This window comes from Stackebrandtia albiflava, assembly GCF_007994225.1.
Classification (GTDB): domain Bacteria; phylum Actinomycetota; class Actinomycetes; order Mycobacteriales; family Micromonosporaceae; genus Stackebrandtia; species Stackebrandtia albiflava.
The window spans coordinates 1239461-1255732 of record NZ_VLLL01000006.1 but is presented as its reverse complement, the minus strand read 5'-3'; the positions used below and the strand labels follow the sequence as shown (position 1 = coordinate 1255732).

Annotated in this window: 15 protein-coding genes and 1 pseudogene; 2 read left to right on the top strand and 14 right to left on the bottom strand. The window is 69.6% G+C overall.

Translation table 11 applies throughout. The features are described 5' to 3' along the window. Positions 1–23: 23 nt before the first annotated feature. The 8 genes from LX16_RS16710 to LX16_RS26665 form a co-directional block, all read right to left on the bottom strand. Complete coding sequence (locus LX16_RS16710) at positions 24–782, bottom strand: MBL fold metallo-hydrolase (RefSeq protein WP_147139911.1); 759 nt, start codon at positions 780–782, stop codon at positions 24–26. Positions 783–831: 49 nt separating this feature from the next. Then, on the bottom strand, positions 832–1665 hold the full coding sequence (murI, locus tag LX16_RS16705) for a glutamate racemase (RefSeq protein ID WP_147139908.1): 834 nt from the start codon (positions 1663–1665) through the stop codon (positions 832–834). 124 nt (positions 1666–1789) lie between these two features. Then, positions 1790–2221, bottom strand: coding sequence for a hypothetical protein (locus LX16_RS16700; RefSeq protein ID WP_147139906.1), 432 nt, complete (start codon positions 2219–2221; stop codon positions 1790–1792). A gap of 118 nt (positions 2222–2339) precedes the next feature. After that, a complete protein-coding gene (locus LX16_RS16695; protein ID WP_147139904.1) occupies positions 2340–3290 on the bottom strand; it encodes a PLP-dependent cysteine synthase family protein in 951 nt (316 codons plus the stop codon). 85 nt (positions 3291–3375) lie between these two features. Continuing rightward, positions 3376–3651 carry a MoaD/ThiS family protein gene (locus tag LX16_RS16690; RefSeq protein WP_147139902.1) on the bottom strand — a complete coding sequence of 92 codons (276 nt, stop codon included), beginning with the start codon at positions 3649–3651 and terminating at the stop codon, positions 3376–3378. Between the two features lie 65 nt (positions 3652–3716). Next, positions 3717–4223 (bottom strand): M67 family metallopeptidase, encoded by a 507-nt coding sequence (locus tag LX16_RS27655; RefSeq protein ID WP_342210862.1) that lies wholly within the window; start codon positions 4221–4223, stop codon positions 3717–3719. A 305-nt stretch (positions 4224–4528) separates the two neighbouring features. Further along, positions 4529–4903: an FKBP-type peptidyl-prolyl cis-trans isomerase gene (locus LX16_RS16680; RefSeq protein WP_147139898.1), complete on the bottom strand. Its 375-nt coding sequence runs from the start codon at positions 4901–4903 to the stop codon at positions 4529–4531. 180 nt (positions 4904–5083) lie between these two features. Continuing rightward, complete coding sequence (locus tag LX16_RS26665) at positions 5084–5242, bottom strand: hypothetical protein (protein ID WP_158645634.1); 159 nt, start codon at positions 5240–5242, stop codon at positions 5084–5086. A 203-nt stretch (positions 5243–5445) separates the two neighbouring features. Between LX16_RS26665 and LX16_RS16675 the strand changes: the two genes are divergently transcribed. Then, entirely contained in the window at positions 5446–6753 is a 1308-nt protein-coding gene (locus LX16_RS16675; RefSeq protein ID WP_147139896.1) for a nicotinate phosphoribosyltransferase, read from the top strand. Between the two features lie 49 nt (positions 6754–6802). Here LX16_RS16675 and LX16_RS16670 read toward each other — a convergent pair whose 3' ends face one another. From LX16_RS16670 to ctaD, 4 genes and pseudogenes are all read right to left on the bottom strand, one after another. Beyond that, positions 6803–7555 (bottom strand): GNAT family N-acetyltransferase, encoded by a 753-nt coding sequence (locus LX16_RS16670; RefSeq protein ID WP_147139894.1) that lies wholly within the window; start codon positions 7553–7555, stop codon positions 6803–6805. A 167-nt stretch (positions 7556–7722) separates the two neighbouring features. Then, complete coding sequence (locus LX16_RS16665; protein ID WP_147139891.1) at positions 7723–9216, bottom strand: AAA family ATPase; 1494 nt, start codon at positions 9214–9216, stop codon at positions 7723–7725. 61 nt (positions 9217–9277) lie between these two features. After that, positions 9278–9847, bottom strand: a complete 570-nt coding sequence (locus tag LX16_RS16660; RefSeq protein ID WP_147139889.1) for an isochorismatase family protein — start codon at positions 9845–9847, stop codon at positions 9278–9280. 312 nt (positions 9848–10159) lie between these two features. Beyond that, positions 10160–11877 (bottom strand): annotated as a pseudogene (gene ctaD / locus LX16_RS16655) (aa3-type cytochrome oxidase subunit I); the annotation flags it as partial. 295 nt (positions 11878–12172) lie between these two features. On the opposite strand from ctaD, the gene LX16_RS16650 reads away from it, so the two are divergent. Further along, a complete protein-coding gene (locus LX16_RS16650; protein ID WP_147139885.1) occupies positions 12173–12853 on the top strand; it encodes a phosphotransferase family protein in 681 nt (226 codons plus the stop codon). A 244-nt stretch (positions 12854–13097) separates the two neighbouring features. Here the strand turns inward: LX16_RS16650 and LX16_RS16645 are convergent, their stop codons facing one another. Both LX16_RS16645 and LX16_RS16640 read right to left on the bottom strand, forming a co-directional pair. Beyond that, on the bottom strand, positions 13098–13514 hold the full coding sequence (locus LX16_RS16645; RefSeq protein WP_147139883.1) for a roadblock/LC7 domain-containing protein: 417 nt from the start codon (positions 13512–13514) through the stop codon (positions 13098–13100). 52 nt (positions 13515–13566) lie between these two features. Beyond that, a complete protein-coding gene (locus LX16_RS16640; RefSeq protein WP_147139881.1) occupies positions 13567–16194 on the bottom strand; it encodes a sensor histidine kinase in 2628 nt (875 codons plus the stop codon). Positions 16195–16272: the final 78 nt, after the last annotated feature.

The window sequence follows — 16272 nt, the reverse complement described above, 5'->3', positions numbered from 1 at the left end:
GGGCAACCGGTCCGCGGTTTCGGTCAGATGTGGTAGACGGCGCCGGATTCGACGAGTTCCACGGGACCGGCGTATGCGGCGGTGGCTTCGGCGAGGGTGCGTTCGGGGTCGCCCCATCGCCGTACGAGGTGGGTGAGCAGGAGCCGGCCGGCGCCGGCCTTGGTGGCGGTCTCGCCGGCTTCTCGGCCGGTGAGGTGTACGCCGGGTGGGTTGGGTCTTCCTTCGAGGTATGAGGCTTCGCAGAGGAAGACGTCGCAGTGGTTGGCGAGCCGGCGGAGTGGTTCGCAGGTGCCGGTGTCGCTGGAGTAGGTGAGGGAGCGGCCGCCGTGTTCGAGGCGGACGCCGAAGGTCTGGACGGGGTGGGCGACTTCGTCGACGGTGACGTGGAAGGGGCCGATGTCGAGTTGTCCGGGTGTGAGGGTGTGGAAGCGGTATACGTCGGACAGTGAGGGGCAGCCGGTTTCGCCGGCGCCGCCGTATGCGGTGGCGAGGCGGGTCTCGGTGCCGGTGGGGCCGTAGAGGGGTATCTGTGGGAGGGGACCTCCGGGGGCGTATCGCCGCATGACGACGTAGGGGCAGGCGTCCATGATGTGGTCGGCGTGGAGGTGGGTGAGGATGATGGCGTCGATCCGGTACGGGTCGATGTGGCGTTGGAGTGCGCCGAGTGATCCGGAGCCGAAGTCGAGCAGCAGGGTGTAGTCCTCGGCTTGGACGAGGTATGCGGAGCAGGGCGAGTCGGGGCCGGGGAAGCTTCCGGCGCAGCCTATGACGGTGAGTTTCACTGGCGCCACCGCCTTGTGGTGTCGGTCTTCCCGGTTGTGTGTCGTTCGGTCACGTGACCACCTCCACGAGTCCATGCCGTCCGTGTGGGACGGCCTCGACCCGCAGCCGGGCGGGCTGGGGGCCGAGGAAGCGGCGTGCTGTCCGGGCGAAGCGGGCGGGGTCGCCGGTGGCGAGGTAGCGGTGCGCGACGGTCGTGTGGTCGGCGTCGGACAGCAGGTCTCGCTCGGTGAGGAGGCGGTAGACCTCCTGCGCGGTGGATTCCGCGCTGGACACGAGTGTCACTTCGTCTCCCATCACCAGGCCGATGAGTCCGGTCAGCAGCGGGTAGTGCGTACAGCCCAACACCAATGTGTCCACCTGGTTGCGCTGTAGCGGCTCAAGGTAGCCCTCCGCGAGGCCCAACAACTGTCGTCCAGTTGTCACTCCGCGTTCGACGAAGTCGACGAATGCGGGGCATGCGGCGGTCGAGACGGTTATCCCGGGTGAGGCGTGGAAGGCATCAGCATAGGCGCCGCTGGTGATGGTCGCAGTGGTGCCGATCACGCCGACCCGGCCGGTACGGGTGGCGGTGGCGGCGCGGCGGGCGGTGGGGCGGATGACCTCGACGACGGGGATGTCGAAGCGTTCCCGGATGTCGGCGGTGCTGGCGGCGCTGCTGGTGTTGCAGGCGATGACGATGAGTTTGGCGCCCTGTGCGGCGAGGTGGTCGCAGGCGGCGAGGGTGTAACGGCGTACTTCGGCGAGGGGACGTGGCCCGTAGGGGACGTGGGCGGTGTCGGCGAGGTACAGGAGGGGTTCGCCGGGCAGCAGGTCGTGTATCGCGCGGGCGACCGTGAGTCCACCGACTCCTGAGTCGAATATCCCGATCGGGGCAGCCGTCATGACAGGCCAGGTTACGCGGTGATGGCGCGGTAACCGGGCAGGTTCCGGCGGGTTTGTCGGGAACCCGACACCGTGTCGCGCGACACGTGGACGTTCGTCGATGGCCCGTAGCCCTCTGACCTGGTCAGGCGTTGCCGAGCATGATGATGCCGGCGACGAGTGTGACGCTGCTCGCGCCGAGCAGCAGCCACGGGATGCGGCGGTACTGGACGGTGACGAAGGCCGCGACGATGAGGAGGAGCCCGAAGACGCCGGTGGCGGCGAAGACGGGTTCGAACCAGCCGGGCATGTCGCCCATGAGCCGGATGAGGGCGATGGCTCCGACGACGAATCCGGTGACGGCGAGGGCGAGCGCCCAGGCGCTGACGCCCATGAGGCGGCGCATCCTCAGGTCGGGGAACGCCTTGACGGTGGGCGCGGCGGTGTCCTGTCGTGGGGGTGGTGGCTGGTGTTGTTGCGAGGGGACGGTCGCGTGCGGGGCCGGAACGGCCTGGTCGTGAGCCGGAACGGTGATGACCGGCTGCGTCGCCTGGTGTGTTGTCTGTACGTTGCCCACGTTGGCCGACTCTACCAACTAGACGGTGCGGAGGAAACCCTCAAATAGGACATTTCCGGCCCGGTTCGCGAGTGGGTGCGGGTTGAGCTGGTGTTTCGGCGGGGATATTTCTCGCGGTTCAGGCCCACAGTTGCCCGTCGAGGGTCTCGGCGGTGGCCTCGGCGTCTCCGGTGTAGGCGCCGGTGGAGAGGTACTTCCATCCGGCGTCGGCCACGAGTATGACGATGTCGGCCTCCCGGTCGCGGCGGACGGCTTCGGCGGCGATGGCGAGGGCGGCGTGGGTGACGGCACCGCTGGAGAGCCCGGCGAAGAGTCCCTCGGCGTGAAGGAGTTCGCGGGTGCGGGTGAGCGCGTCAGTGGAGCCGACCGAGAACCGTCGGGTGAGGACGGATTCGTCGTAGAGTTCGGGGACGAAGCCCTCGTCGATGTTGCGCAGGCCGTACACGAGTTCGCCGTAACGGGGTTCGGCGGCGACGATCTCGATGGCGGGGTTGCGTTCCCGCAGGTAACGCCCGGTTCCCATCAGGGTGCCGGTGGTACCGAGGCCGGCGACGAAGTGGGTGACGGTGGGAAGGTCGCGCCAGATCTCGGGGCCGGTGGTCTCGTAGTGGGCGCGGGCGTTGGCGGGGTTGGAGTACTGGTCGAGCATGACCCAGTCGGGGTGTTCGGCGGCCATGCGGCGGGCTTTGGCGACGGCGGCGTTGGAGCCTCCGGCGGCCGGGGAGTCGACGACTTCGGCGCCGAACGCGGCGAGGAGTTGGCGGCGTTCCTCCGAGGTGTTCTCGGGCATGACGCACACGAGGTGGTAGCCGCGTTGCCGGGCCGCCATGGCCAGGGCGATACCGGTGTTTCCGCTGGTGGGTTCGAGGATGGTGGCGCCGTCGGTGAGTCGGCCGTCCTTGACGGCCTCGTCGATGATGTACCGGGCGGCGCGGTCCTTGACGCTGCCGGTGGGGTTGCGGTCTTCGAGTTTGGCCCACAGGCGGACACGTGGGCCGGGTGAGAGCCTGGGGAGGCCGACGAGTGGCGTGTCCCCGACGGTGTCGGCGAGGCTGTCGAACCGTGCCATGTTGTTCTCCGTGTGGCGGGCGGGTCGCGGTGGCGTGGGCGGCACCGCCGGCGGGGCGGCCGGCGGTGCCGGTCGATCTGGGCGGTCAGCCGCCGGCGACGGCGGGCAGGATGGTGACCGAGTCGCCGTCACCGACCGGGGTCTTGAGTCCACCGGTGAAGCGGACGTCCTCGTCGTTGACGTAGACGTTGACGAACCGGTGGAGGGCGCCCTCGTCGGTGACGACGCGGGCGCGCAGCCCGTTGTGGCGGCCGTCGAGGTCCTGGAAGAGTTCGTCCAGTGTGGTTCCGGTGCCTTCGACGGTCTTCTGGCCGCCGGTGTGCTGGCGCAGGATCGTGGGGATACGCACTTGTACAGACATGATGGTTCCTTCGTCACTCAAGGTTCAGCGGGATGCGCGGAGCCGCCGCGTCGTGGGACGCGGCGCTACTGACAGTCGTAGATCAACGCGTCCGGGCTGTGCCCGAACTTGTACGACTGCACGGCGTCGGCGTCGCCCCGGTGCTGTGTCGCCGTAAGCCGGGCATCGCCGGTCGGCTCGACGGGTTCCTCGGTGATCTGGCCGTCGACGATGCGGAATGACCGGATCTCGGCGACCTGGGGGTGTCGAGTGGACACCAGGACGTAGTGGGCATCGGGTTCGCCCGCGAACTTGACGTCGGTGCGGGACGGGTATGCCTCGGTGGCGGTGTGAGAGTGGTAGATGACGACGGGGATCTCGTCGGCGTCGTCCATCTCGCGCCAGACCTTGAGCTGTTCGATCGAGTCGAAGCGGTAGAACGTGGTGCTGCGTTCGGCGTTGAGCATGGGGATGTGGCGAACGGGCGTACCGGTGTCCGCCGGTCCTGCGATGACGCCGCAGGCCTCGTCGGGGTGGTCGGCGCGGGCATGCGCGACCATCGCCTTGACTAGCGCATGGTCGATCCGCAACACGGCGACAACACTACAGGGATGGTGCGGAACGCGCCATCCCTGTGTGAGCGGCATTGCAGGGGGTGGCGCGGAACGCGCCAGTCCCTGTGAGAGGCATTGCAGGGATGGTGCGGAACGCCATCCCCGTGTGAGAGGCATTGCGGGTACGGGAGGGGGGGCGTCGCGGGCCGCACTTGAAACCCCGTCACCTCGGCGATTCGTTCGCCGGAGTAAGGCCCCTGGGAGTGGTGTCGCGTGGGCGCCCGTGGTGACCGGCGCGGGGACGTGCCGTGGCCGCCCGGGGCTCCGGGCGGCCACGGGATGGTCTAGCGCACGCCGATCAGGTCCACGACGAAGACGAGGGTCTCGCCGGGCTTGATGGCCGGTGTGGGGCTGCGGTCGCCGTATGCCAGGTGCGGCGGGATGACGAGTCGGCGTCGGCCACCGACGCGCATTCCGGCGACGCCGTCGTCCCAGCCCTTGATGACCATGCCGCCGCCGAGCGGGAAGCGGAAGGCGCTGTTGCGGTTCCAGCTCGCGTCGAACTCGGTGCCGGTGGAGTGGGACACGCCGACGTAGTGGACCTCCACTTCGCGGCCGGTGGTGGCCTCCTCGCCGTCGCCGACGGTGATGTCGGTGACGGTGAGTTCGGCCGGAGGTGGTCCGGGGTCGGGGGTCACGGTCGGACGTTCGAGGGTCATTGGCGCTCCTGTCGTTGCTTCCTTGACGTCGGACGGTAACACCGTCGCCGGGAGTGCCCGGGGCCCGAGGTGGTGGCGGTGCGGGTGTGGTGAGGGTTCCGCACGTGGCGAGAGCGCCGGGGCCTGACGGCTCCGGCGCTCTCGGGACTGTCGTTCCGGGCCGAGCCCGGCGGGGCGCGGTCAGGGACCGCAGTGGATGGTCTCGACGCAGGTGATCGGGTGGCTGCACACCAGGCAGTCGCCGACGTTCCAGCATTCACCGCACGGCTTGGCCTGGGCCTTGCCGGTGTTGAGCATGCGGTCCAGTACCCGGTCCACGGCCTTCGTGATCTTGCGCATGGGAACCCCTTCACTGTTGCGCTGATCTTGACGCGGGGAAATATTCCACAGCCGTCACGGGGTGTCAACGGCTGCGACGTTCTCCGCCGTGACCAATCCGGTCAACGGAATCGGCCACGTGAGGTCCATTGTGGCGTCGCGGTGCGGGGGCCGGGGAGCGATACCGGTCGTGGGCGGTGCGGTCGCACAGTAGGCTTCCCGTCATGCGTGACGCAGTACCGGCGGGCCGGGCGACGACGTCGGTGCCGCTGCTGACCGACCATTACGAGTACACGATGGTGTCGGCGGCGTTGGCCGACGGCACCGCCGAACGGCCGTGCGTGTTCGAGGTGTTCGCGCGCCGGCTGCCGAACGGACGCCGGTACGGGGTGGTCGCGGGCATCGGCAGGCTCGTGGAGCGGCTCGCCGGTTTCCGGTTCGCCGAGGAGGACGTCGACTTCCTGCGGGGCAACGGCGTGGTGGACGCCGACACCGCCGAGTGGTTGCGCCGGTACCGGTTCAGCGGCGACATCGACTGCTACGCCGAGGGTGACCTGTTCTTCCCGGGTTCGCCGATACTGACGGTGTCGGGCAGTTTCGCCGAGTGTGTCCTGTTGGAGACGGTGATCCTGTCGATCCTCAACCACGACTGCGCGATCGCGGCGGGGGCGGCGCGGATGGTGACGGCGGCGCGTGGCCGTCCCATCATCGAGATGGGTTCGCGCCGGACTCACGAGGACGCCGCGGTGGCGGCGGCGAGGGCGGCGTACCTGGCGGGGTTCGCGTCGACGTCGAATCTGGCGGCGGGCCGCGCCTACGGCATTCCGACCGGCGGTACGTCGGCGCACGCGTTCACGTTGCTGCACTCCGACGAGCCGGCGGCGTTCGCCTCTCAGGTGGCGATGTTGGGGACCGACACCACGTTGCTGGTCGACACCTACGACATCAGCCAGGGGATCCGTAACGCGATCGCGGTGGCGGGACCGGGATTGCGTGCGATCCGGATCGATTCGGGTGACCTGGACGTGATGGCGCAGCAGTCGCGGGAGTTGTTGAACTCGCTGGGCGCCACCGACACGGCGATCGTGGTGTCGGGTGACCTCGACGAGTACGCGATCGCGGCGTTGGCGGCGGCCCCGGTGGACGTGTACGGGGCGGGAACCGCCGTGGTGACCGGTTCGGGCGCGCCGACGGCGAACCTGGTCTACAAGCTCGTGGAGGTCGCGGGGCGGCCGGTGGTGAAGCGTTCGGAGCACAAGCGGACCGTGGGGGGCCGTAAGACGGCGGTGCGGCGGCACAAGCCGACGGGGACGGTCGTGGAGGAGGTCGTGGTGTCGCAGGGCCGCCCGGAGTCGATGCCGGGTGACCGTGAGTTGCAGCGGCCGTTGGTGCGGGGTGGTGAGATCGTCGCGGATCTGCCGTCGTTGACGGAGTCGCGTGACCTGCTGCGGCAGGGCCTGATCGCGATCCCGTGGGAGGGTTTGAAGCTGTCGCCGGGTGACCCGACGGTCCCGGTGGTGATGTTGCCATAGCCGGAGCCGGGTCGGCGGTCCGTCGAGGTGGGCCGCCGACCCGTCGCCGTCAGGCGGGTACGGACATGTGGAGCTTGGTCCCGGACACCCGGTAGCCGGCGCGTCGGTACAGCCGTTGCGCGGTGTCGCCCGAGGGGTCGAGCCATGCGGTGTGCACCCCGGCGTCGTGGGCGTGGCGGGTGAGCCAGCCGGTGATGGCGGCCCCGATGCCGCGGCCCTGGTGGGAAGGTGCGACGGCGATTCCGGCGACTTCGGCGATCCCGTCGACGGGTGCGCCGTAGAGTCCGACCCCGGTGATCCGGTCGTCGACGGCGGCGACGACCACGACGGCACCGCGTTCGGCGGGTCCGGCCAGTTGCGCGTGGGCTTCGGCCTCGCCGGGTGTGTCGGTCTCTCCGAAGGCGGCGTACTGGATCGTGACGGCGTCGAGGTATTCGTCGGATCGGGTGGGGCGGTAGAGCCGGACACCGGCGGGTTCGGCCGTCACGGCCTCCCCGGGGGCGCAGGTCATGAGTGGGCTCCTGGCCTCGACGACGAGTCCGGCGGCGGCGAGTGCGGCCTCGACCGCCGGGGCGGCTTCGGGGAGCAGTTCGGCGCGGGGCCGGAGTCCCCGGGTGGTGAAGGCGGTGACCAGCGCGTCGACTTCGGCGGTGGTGGGTCGCGCCTCGTTGTCGGGGATGGCGTAGTTGAGGAACGGGTGGTCGGTGTCGGGGTCGAAGCGGACGGTGAACGGTCCGATCCGGTGGGAGTGGCCGCCTTTGACGATGGCGGCGCGGGCGTAGTCCTGGATTGCGATGGACACTTCGGGTGAAGCCTTCCGGTGTGCATGGCGAAGCCATGATGAGACGGTCGAGTCGTCGTCACCGGACGGTGGGGGTCAGTGTTCCCGCCGTGTGTTCTCCGTGCCGGTGACCGGTTCGGTGCACCGCATGGCCTCTCCTGAGTCCGAAGGTCGCTGCCCGACGCAGCCTACCTGCTGCCGGGCGTGCCGGCCACGCCCGCCCTCCCGTAGAGCGTCGCGAGGTCGACGAGCACGGCCTCGGTCCCGCGCAGCTCGTCGCCGAACCCGTTGCGAGAGAACAACACCAACCGGGCTTCGGCGGCGTTCCAGCCTTGGTCGACGAGCGTCTCCCGGATGTGTTCGAGCCGCGCCAGCTCGGTCGTGCCGCAGCCGGCACGAGTGCACTTCGCCTCGCCGATGACGGTGATGCGGCTGCTCTTGCTGCGGGCGATCCCGCCGGCGTTCAGCGCGAGGACGTCGACTTGATGCCCGCGGTGCCGGCGGCACGGCACCTGTGTCGTACCGACCTGACCGATGTCGGCCAGTCCCTCCCATTGACCGTACCGGTATACCCAGTCCCTGGCGATCTGTTCGAAGTGGGGGCCGAGGACCTTCGCCCGGAACACGTCTTCGGCACTCTCCCAGACGCGGGCGGTGTGGCGGGCCTCCAGGGCGGCCAGTTGCGGCCGCACGATCAGGTTGTGGAACCGGACGACGGGATCGGCGACCGTGATCACCGGTTTGCGTTGCAGCAGCATGTCCTGTTCGTACCGGAGGAAGGCGGCGTCTCGCATGATGCCGAGGTGGTACGAGAGTGTCTTCGCCTCCATTCCGACGTCGCCGCCGATCCGGGTGGGTGTGGAGGCGCCGGCGGCCGCGGACTCCCATATGGAGTGGTAGACGGCGCGGTCACCGATTCGCGGGTCCTCCGAGAGGAGGTAGTCGGGTTCGGTGAACAACACGTGGGACGGGTCGAGGACGCCGGTGGCGAGCCAGGAGAAGAATCCGTCGGCGTCATCATCGGCGGGAACGCCGTCCACGATGTCGCGGTACCCGGCGGCCCCGCCGAGAACGGAGTCGATGAGGAAACCGACATCGGGTGTGACGTCCCAGTATCGCGCCGACTCGCGGAAATCGAATCGCTCCACGCGCAGGTCCAGGATCGTGCGTCCGCGCAGGGCCTGGTCGCCGCGTGCCAGTGTCGACATCACCGAGACCGCCGATCCGCAGAGGATCAGCCGGAACGGGGGACCGTTCTTGCCCGGCGCGTGTTCGTCGTAGAGTGCCTGGATCACGCTGGGTAGTTCCGGTGAGTGCGCCACCAGGTAGGGGAACTCGTCCAGTACGAGCAGCGGGTTCCCGGTAGCGGTCCTGGCGAGGGCCGTGACGGCGGTGTTCAACGCCTGGGTCCAGGATGTGAACTCCCCCAGCTCGTGACCGACCGCTTGTGACAGTTGTTCTGCGAATCGTCGTAGTGCCGGTTTCCGGCTCTGCCGTAGCGCCAGTGTGTAGACCCCGGACATGGCGGCGCAGGCGTGTTCCAGTAGCCACGACTTCCCGTGCCGGCGGCGTCCCCGGACGATGCCGATGGTCAACCCGGGTTTGTCGCTTTGCACGAATCGGCACAGTGCGTCCCACTCGTGGTCGCGCGCGAACACCTCGGCGGGCTTGGCTACCACCATGCAGGCAGCATACTAGCCGGAATGGGGTCAGGCTGAATGCAGTCGGGCTGTTCGTCGGTGGTCAGCCGACGCGGGGGGTGCCCCGGAGCGTCACCCCGGCCTCGCGGAGGGCGTCGAGTGCGGCGTCCACCGTCGTCTGGGACACGCCCGCCGTCAGGTCGAGCAGTACGGTCGTGTCGAAGCCCTCCCGGGCGGCGTCGAGCGCGGTGGCCTTCACGCAGTGGTCGGTGGCGATGCCGACGACGTCCACGGCGTCGACCTCGTGATCACGGAGCCACCCAGCGAGCGAGGTGTCACCGCTGCTGCCCTCGAAGCCGGAGTAGGCGGCGGCGTAGGCGCCCTTGTCGAAGACTGCCTCCGGTGTGGCGGTCATGTCGGGGTGGATCTCGGCTCCGGGCGTCCCCGCGACGCAGTGCACCGGCCACGAGTCGACGTAGTCGGGTTCGGTGGAGAAGTGGTGTCCCGGGTCTATGTGGTAGTCGCGGGTGGCCACGACGTGTTCCCAGCGGTCCCGTTCCCGTGCCACCAGGTCGGAGATGCCCGAGGCGACGGCGGTGCCGCCGACCACGGCGAGTGAGCCGCCTTCGCAGAAGTCCTTCTGCACGTCCACGATGATGAGTGCGCGCGCCATGCCGTCAGCTTAGAGCTCCTGAATTGTTGGCGTCTGATCAGGGAGGGGCGCCTCAGGTGGATGAATGGCAAGGCGGAGGGTCTTGTGCGTACCGGTGTTGTACGCAGAAGACCCGACAACGCCGCCAGTCGCCGCCTGAGCGTTCCGAGCCAGACAGTTCAACGATTCAGGAGCTCTTAGTGGGTGCGGGCACGTCCGGCGCCCGGTCACCTCCGGACACGCGAACGGCCGGACCCGTGCGGGTCCGGCCGTTCGGCGGTCGGTCAGGACTCCTCGTCCCGGCGCTTGGCCTCGGTCTGGTCTTCGACGCTGGGCGGCTCCTCCGACGGCGTGTCGCGTTCGCCGAGGTCGGACGCCTCCAGGACGTCGAGTTTCCCGTTGCCCTCCAGCAGGTGCCCGAACTTCTCGTCGAAGGCGGGGCGTTCGCTGCGAATGCGGGGCATCCGGTCGAAGTTGCGCAGCGGCGGCGGGGAGCTGGTGGCCCACTCCAGGGAGCCGCCGTGACCCCACGGGTCGTTCGCGGTGACGACGCGACCGGCCTTGAAGGACTTGTAGACGTTCCACAGGAACGGCAGCGTGGAGGCGCCCAGGATGAACGCGCCGATCGTGGAGATCGTGTTGAGCGTCGTGAAACCGTCCGCGACCTGGTAGTCGGCGTAACGGCGGGGCATGCCCTCGTTGCCGAGCCAGTGCTGGACCAGGAACGTCGCGTGGAATCCGAGGAACGTCAACCAGAAGTGCAGTTTGGCGAGGCGTTCGTCGTACATGCGGCCGGTGGCCTTCGGGAACCAGAAGTAGATGCCCGCGTAGACGGCGAACACGATGGTGCCGAACAGCACGTAGTGGAAGTGGGCGACGACGAAGTACGTGTCGGACACGTGGAAGTCGATCGGCGGGCTGGCCAGCAGCACGCCCGACAGGCCGCCGAACAGGAACGTCACCAGGAAGCCGATGGAGAACAGCATCGGGGCCTCGAAGGTGAGCTGGCCCCGCCACATCGTGCCGATCCAGTTGAAGAACTTGATGCCGGTCGGGACCGCGATCAGGAAGCTCATGAACGAGAAGAACGGCAGCAGCACCTGACCGGTGGCGAACATGTGGTGCGCCCACACCGCCATCGACAGGGCCGCGATGCCGATGGTCGCGGCGATCAGGGTCTTGTAACCGAAGATCGGCTTGCGGCTGAACACCGGGATGACCTCGGACACGATCCCGAAGAACGGCAGCGCGACGATGTACACCTCGGGGTGGCCGAAGAACCAGAAGAGGTGCTGCCAGAGCATGGCGCCGCCGGTGGCGCTGTCGAAGACGTGGGCGCCGAGCGTGCGGTCGGCCATGACGGCCAGCAGGGCGGCGGCCAGGATCGGGAAGACCAGCAGCACCAGGAGGCTGGTGATCAGAATGTTCCAGGTGAACACCGGCATCCGGAACATGGTCATTCCGGGGGCGCGGAGCGTCAGGATCGTGGTGATCATGTTGACGGCACCGAGGATGGTGCCCAGACCGGAGATGACCAGGCCGATGAACCACATGTCGGCGCCGACGCCGGGAGAGTTCACCACGTCCGACAGCGGCTGGTAGGCGAACCATCCGAAGTCGGCGGCGCCGCCGGGGGTGAGGAAACCCGCCACCGCCAGCGAGGAACCGAACAGGTACAGCCAGTACGCGAAGGCGTTGAGGCGGGGGAACGACACGTCGGGCGCGCCGATCTGGATCGGCACGATGTAGTTGCCGAACGCGAACACCACCGGGGTGGCGAACATCAGCAGCATGATGGTGCCGTGCATGGTGAAGAGCTGGTTGAACTGCTCCACCGACAGGAACTGCATTCCGGGCCGGGCCAGCTCCGCCCGCATCAGCAACGCCAGCAGGCCGCCGATCATGAAGAACGCGAACGACGTCACCAGGTACATCAAGCCGATTTGCTTGGCGTCGGTCGTGCGCAGTGTGCGGGCGAGCCACGAGCCCTTCGGCTCCCGGCGCACCGGCCATGGGCGCGCGACGATCGGCTTCGGCGAAACCGTTGTCACCTGTTGGCCTCCTGAACTCTCATCGCCAGTCGCTGGTCGAGCGATATGGACACCCTGGAAGTGGCCACGTCAAGTCTGGCGATCGCAGGATAGCCTTCCAGACTCCTCCCCGATTGACGGGGTGTGGACGGCGACTCGGCGTGGCGTCGCGGCCACGTGGGTCCGTCCGGGGTCGTCGTGGCGGGTCGCGGGCCGAACATCCAGGCACGCGCGGTGAACCGGTGCCGGCCGCCGGTTCCCGGGGCCGGATCCGGCCGTGGCTGAGAGTGGCCGGGGTGTGGCACCATCCGATCTGATGCGTGACATGGACTACACGGCCCCCGGCGAACCGGCCCCGGGTAACGGAGACCACACCGACGGCGAACTGCGGCTGCGTTTCGGTGGGGCGGACGCGGCCGCCGACGCGGCGGGGCACGCCCGGCTGCTCCGGACACTGTGGCCCTCGGTGCCGGTGCCCCGGGTCCGCGCGGTGGTGGCGGACGAGGTGAGGTGCGATCCGGTGGAGGGCCGCAACGGTGCCGTGCTGTGCGACGGCGACACGGCGGCGGCCGTGCTGGCGGCGTGCGGGCGGACTCTGGCCGCCGTGCACCGGGTGGACGCGGAGGTGGCGTTGGGCGGTCCGGCGCGCGTCGGGGGCGTCCTCGTCCACGGCGACTTCGGCCCGCACCGCATCTGGTTCGCGTCCGACTCCCTGACGGTCACCGGTGTGGTGGGTTGGGGTTTCGCGCATCTCGGGCGGCCGTTGGAGGACCTCGCCTGGTGTGAGTGGCGGGTGCGTACCCGTCACCCCGACTGCCTGGACGCGTTGCCGCACCTCTATCACGGGTACGGCGGCGCGATGCCGCCGTGGGCGGCGCGGCGGGCGGCGATGGTGGCCAAGTGCCGGTGGATGTGGGAGAAGGCGTCCCGCCGCAGGGACGGTACGGCGGCGACGTGGCGCCGCCGGGAGGCGATCACCGCCGCGTGGCGCAGTTAGGTCGCGGGTGGCGGGCAGGCCGCGGCGACGCACGCGACCGCGCGGGGTCGTCGCGTCGCGTGGTCGCGGTACCGCACGCCGGGGGCGTCTCCACGGGATCGCCGGGTGACGCCGGTGTCCGGCACGGCCGGGCGGCGCCGCGTACCACCGGATGGGCCGGTCGTCGCGGCTCGGCGACCGGCCGGGGCGGAGAGGTGACGGCCGACCGGTCCGGCGGGGGCGGCGCCGGATCGGTCCGGGACGGTCACCTGAGGTGGCTGCGGCGGGCGGCGGGCTCCAACGCGGCCGCGACCCGCTTCACCAGCAGGGCGGTCTCGTAGCCGACCAGGCCGAGGTCGCACCCGGCCTGGGCCAGCACGGCGACCTGGGCGCGGTCACCGACGGCCATGAGCAGCAGCACGCCCTCGTCCATGTCGACGACCGACTGCCGGACCCTGCCCGCGGTGAGCACCTTGGCGGCACCGGTGGTGAGGCTGGCGAGTCCGCTGGTGATGGCGGCGAGCTGGTCCGCCCGGTCGCCGGGGAGTCCGGCGGAGACGGCCAGGGCGAGGCCGTCGACGGAGACCGTCAACGCGTGCGCGACGTCGGGGATCTTCTGGACGAAGGAGGTCAGCAGCCAGTCGAGTTCACCGATCTGGCCGGTCTGGTGTGATGTCGTCATCGGGTGCACAGTCCTTCTTCACTCGCGAGGGGGGCGGTATCGGCCATGGAGGTCAGCCGCCATGGCCGTCGAGGTGAGATGACTGGCTCGCGGCGGCGATGCCTCCGGCAAAACCGGCCAGTCGACTTCGTATCTCGTCGGGATCGATTCCGTCGCCGGTGCCGCGGCGGGGACTGGGTGCTTCGGACGGTGTCTCGACCGAACCGGGCAACAGGCGTGCGCCCGGACTGCGGCGGGGCAGTGCGCCGGTGCCGTTCTCCTGCGAGGCCACGGGAGCCGGGGCGGTCCGGACGGGCGCGACCGGCGGCGGGGGTGCCGACGGCGGTGCGCTCATGGGCCTGGTCGCCGCCGCCGCGGCGGCCTCGGCCTCCGCGATCGCCTTGCGGGTGCGGTCGTACGCGACGTCGCCGGCACCCTGCCGCCAGCTCAGCGAGCCGGGCGGTTGCGACGGGAAGTCGCCGGAGCCGGTGGCGGGCATGAACCAGCCGGAGCTGTAAGAGGACTGTGGGCGGGCGGGCGCCGACCGGGTCGGCTGGTACGCCTGCCGCTGGTGGGGGACGATCGCGCCCATCGGTTGCGCGCCGGGGCGTTCGCCGGTTCCGGTCCGGGGGGCGGAGGGTTCGGCGGTCAACGCCAACGGGCCGCCTCGGCCGGTGTCGGCGCCGTGGCGGGTGCGGTCGGCTCCGGCGAACGAGGAGCCGGGTACCCGCGCCGGCGGCAGGGCCTCCTTGGCGATCAGGGTCTCGGGGAGCCTGACGACCGCGAGCGTGCCCTTTCCGGGGGTCGAGTGGAGCTGCACGTCGATGTTGTGCCGTGCGGCGAGCCGGGCCACCACGAGGAGACCCATCGTCCCGGCGAGCGAGGAGGTCAGTGCCGACGGCTCGGCGAGCCGGGCGTTGATCTCGTCGACCTGTTCTGGTGGCAGGCCGATGCCCTCGTCGGCGATGCTGATGACGATCTCGTGGACGGTGTGCCGGGTCGCGACCCGGACCTTGGTGCTGGGCGGCGAGAACACCGCGGCGTTCTCCAGCAGCTCCGCGAGGAGGTGGACGACGTCGCCGACGACGTTGGCGACGACGGGCGCCTCGGCGGCGTCCACCACGACGACGCGGTCGGAGTCCTCGATCTCGGCCGCGGCCTCGCTGACCGCCTTGGCGACCGAGGTCGCGGTGTTGTGGCGTCGGCCGGGGTCTCCGCCGGCGAGCAGCAGCAGGTTCTCCTCGTTCCGCCGCATGCGGGAGGCGAGGTGGTTGAGCTGGTTCATGCGCGAGATGCTCTCGGGGTCGCGTTCGACTCCGGCGAACTCGTCGAGCATGTACAGCTGTCGTTGTACGAGGCTCTGGCCTCGGCGGGCGAGGGCGATCATCATGGCCGCGACGTCGAGGCGCAGCATGGCCTGGTCGGCGGCGAGCCGCAGTGCCTGCTTGTGGACGACGGTGAACGCCTGGGACACCGCGCCGACCTCGTCGTTGGGTCCGGACTGTTCGGTGGGGGCGGCCTCCTCGGCCTCGGCGACGGCGTCGTTGACCTGTCGTTCGCTTCGGGCGTCGGTCATCGCGGCCACGGCGGTCGGGAGGGTGTCCTCGGCGGCGACCAGTGCCTCACGGCGCAGCGACCGCAGTCGGCGGCTGATCCGGACCGCCATGATGACGGCGGCACCACCGGACAGGACGGTGATGAGCAGGACGGCGGCACCGGTGACGATGGCGTCCTGCTGCGAGGCGTTCTTGAGGTCGATCGCGGAGTTCTCGAGGTCTTCGGTGATGGCCGTCTCGACCTCGTGGAGCTTGTTGATCCGGTAGGCCTGCGAGTAGTCCCAGTCGCGGGCGCTGTACTCGACGGCGCGTTCGTTGAGGAGTTGGTTGACGATCAGGGCCGACTGGTCGAGGGAGGGGCCGACGACGATGGTCGCGTAGAAGCCCTTGGCCCGGGCGGTGGCGGAACGGTAGAACTCGCCGAGGCGTTGCTTCTCGACGCCCTGGAACTCCGCGAGTTCGGCGACCCGGCTGGTCGGGATGTCGTCGCCGGTGTCCTCGAGGGTGGACAGGATGTTGCGCACCAGGAACCGCTGGTCGGCGGCGGCCTGTTTCGCGCCGGCGAGGGCGGCGACGGACCGTGCCTGGTTGGCGAGGTTCTGGTCGGCGATGTGGGTGTGGATCTCGTCGGCGACGTCGAGGATCCGGTAGGCGATGTCCCGGTAGATCTGGAGTGCCTGGGTGACGGCGGGGTCCTCCAGTGACACCTTGGAGGACTTCGCGTAGGGGTCGAGTAGTTCTCGGGCCTGGGGGAGCCGGTCGAGGGCGGAGGCGGCGGTCGTGAGGACCGCGTCGAGCGCGGGGACGGCTTCGCGCGCCTGGTCGGCGGCGTCGTTGAAGACGTCGACGAACTCGTTGGTGCGGGCGAGCTGGTCGCCGTAGCGGCCGTGGTATTCGCGGCCGTCGCTCTCGTGGCTGTAGGTCGCCTCGGCTACCTCGTCCTGGCCGACGTGAAGGATCTTCGCCGTGGCGTTGGACAGGTTGGCGAGCACGCGGGCGTGTCCCGCGTCGGTGTCGGCGGCGAGCGCGGAGCTGACCTGGATGACCCCCAGGGTGAGGACTCCGGCGATCGCGGCGACGATTGGCAGCATGAGCCGCAGGCGCACCGATGAGCTGCGGCGCTGGGGGGCCTCGCCATTTGCCATGATGGAGTGGGCCTTTCACATACTTAAATGGTTCACGATGTTCTACACCGTGAGCGGTGAACCGATGCGCATAGCATG

Coding starts and splice junctions, on each gene's coding strand:
- LX16_RS16650 (WP_147139885.1), top strand. CDS start 12,173: ATGCGTGACATGGACTACACGGCCCCCGGCGAACCGGCCCCGGGTAAC.
- LX16_RS16660 (WP_147139889.1), bottom strand. CDS start 9,847: ATGGCGCGCGCACTCATCATCGTGGACGTGCAGAAGGACTTCTGCGAA.
- LX16_RS26665 (WP_158645634.1), bottom strand. CDS start 5,242: ATGCGCAAGATCACGAAGGCCGTGGACCGGGTACTGGACCGCATGCTC.
- LX16_RS16675 (WP_147139896.1), top strand. CDS start 5,446: ATGCGTGACGCAGTACCGGCGGGCCGGGCGACGACGTCGGTGCCGCTG.
- LX16_RS16695 (WP_147139904.1), bottom strand. CDS start 3,290: ATGGCACGGTTCGACAGCCTCGCCGACACCGTCGGGGACACGCCACTC.
- murI (WP_147139908.1), bottom strand. CDS start 1,665: ATGACGGCTGCCCCGATCGGGATATTCGACTCAGGAGTCGGTGGACTC.
- LX16_RS16640 (WP_147139881.1), bottom strand. CDS start 16,194: ATGGCAAATGGCGAGGCCCCCCAGCGCCGCAGCTCATCGGTGCGCCTG.
- LX16_RS16690 (WP_147139902.1), bottom strand. CDS start 3,651: ATGTCTGTACAAGTGCGTATCCCCACGATCCTGCGCCAGCACACCGGC.
- LX16_RS16665 (WP_147139891.1), bottom strand. CDS start 9,216: ATGGTGGTAGCCAAGCCCGCCGAGGTGTTCGCGCGCGACCACGAGTGG.
- LX16_RS16680 (WP_147139898.1), bottom strand. CDS start 4,903: ATGACCCTCGAACGTCCGACCGTGACCCCCGACCCCGGACCACCTCCG.
- LX16_RS16645 (WP_147139883.1), bottom strand. CDS start 13,514: ATGACGACATCACACCAGACCGGCCAGATCGGTGAACTCGACTGGCTG.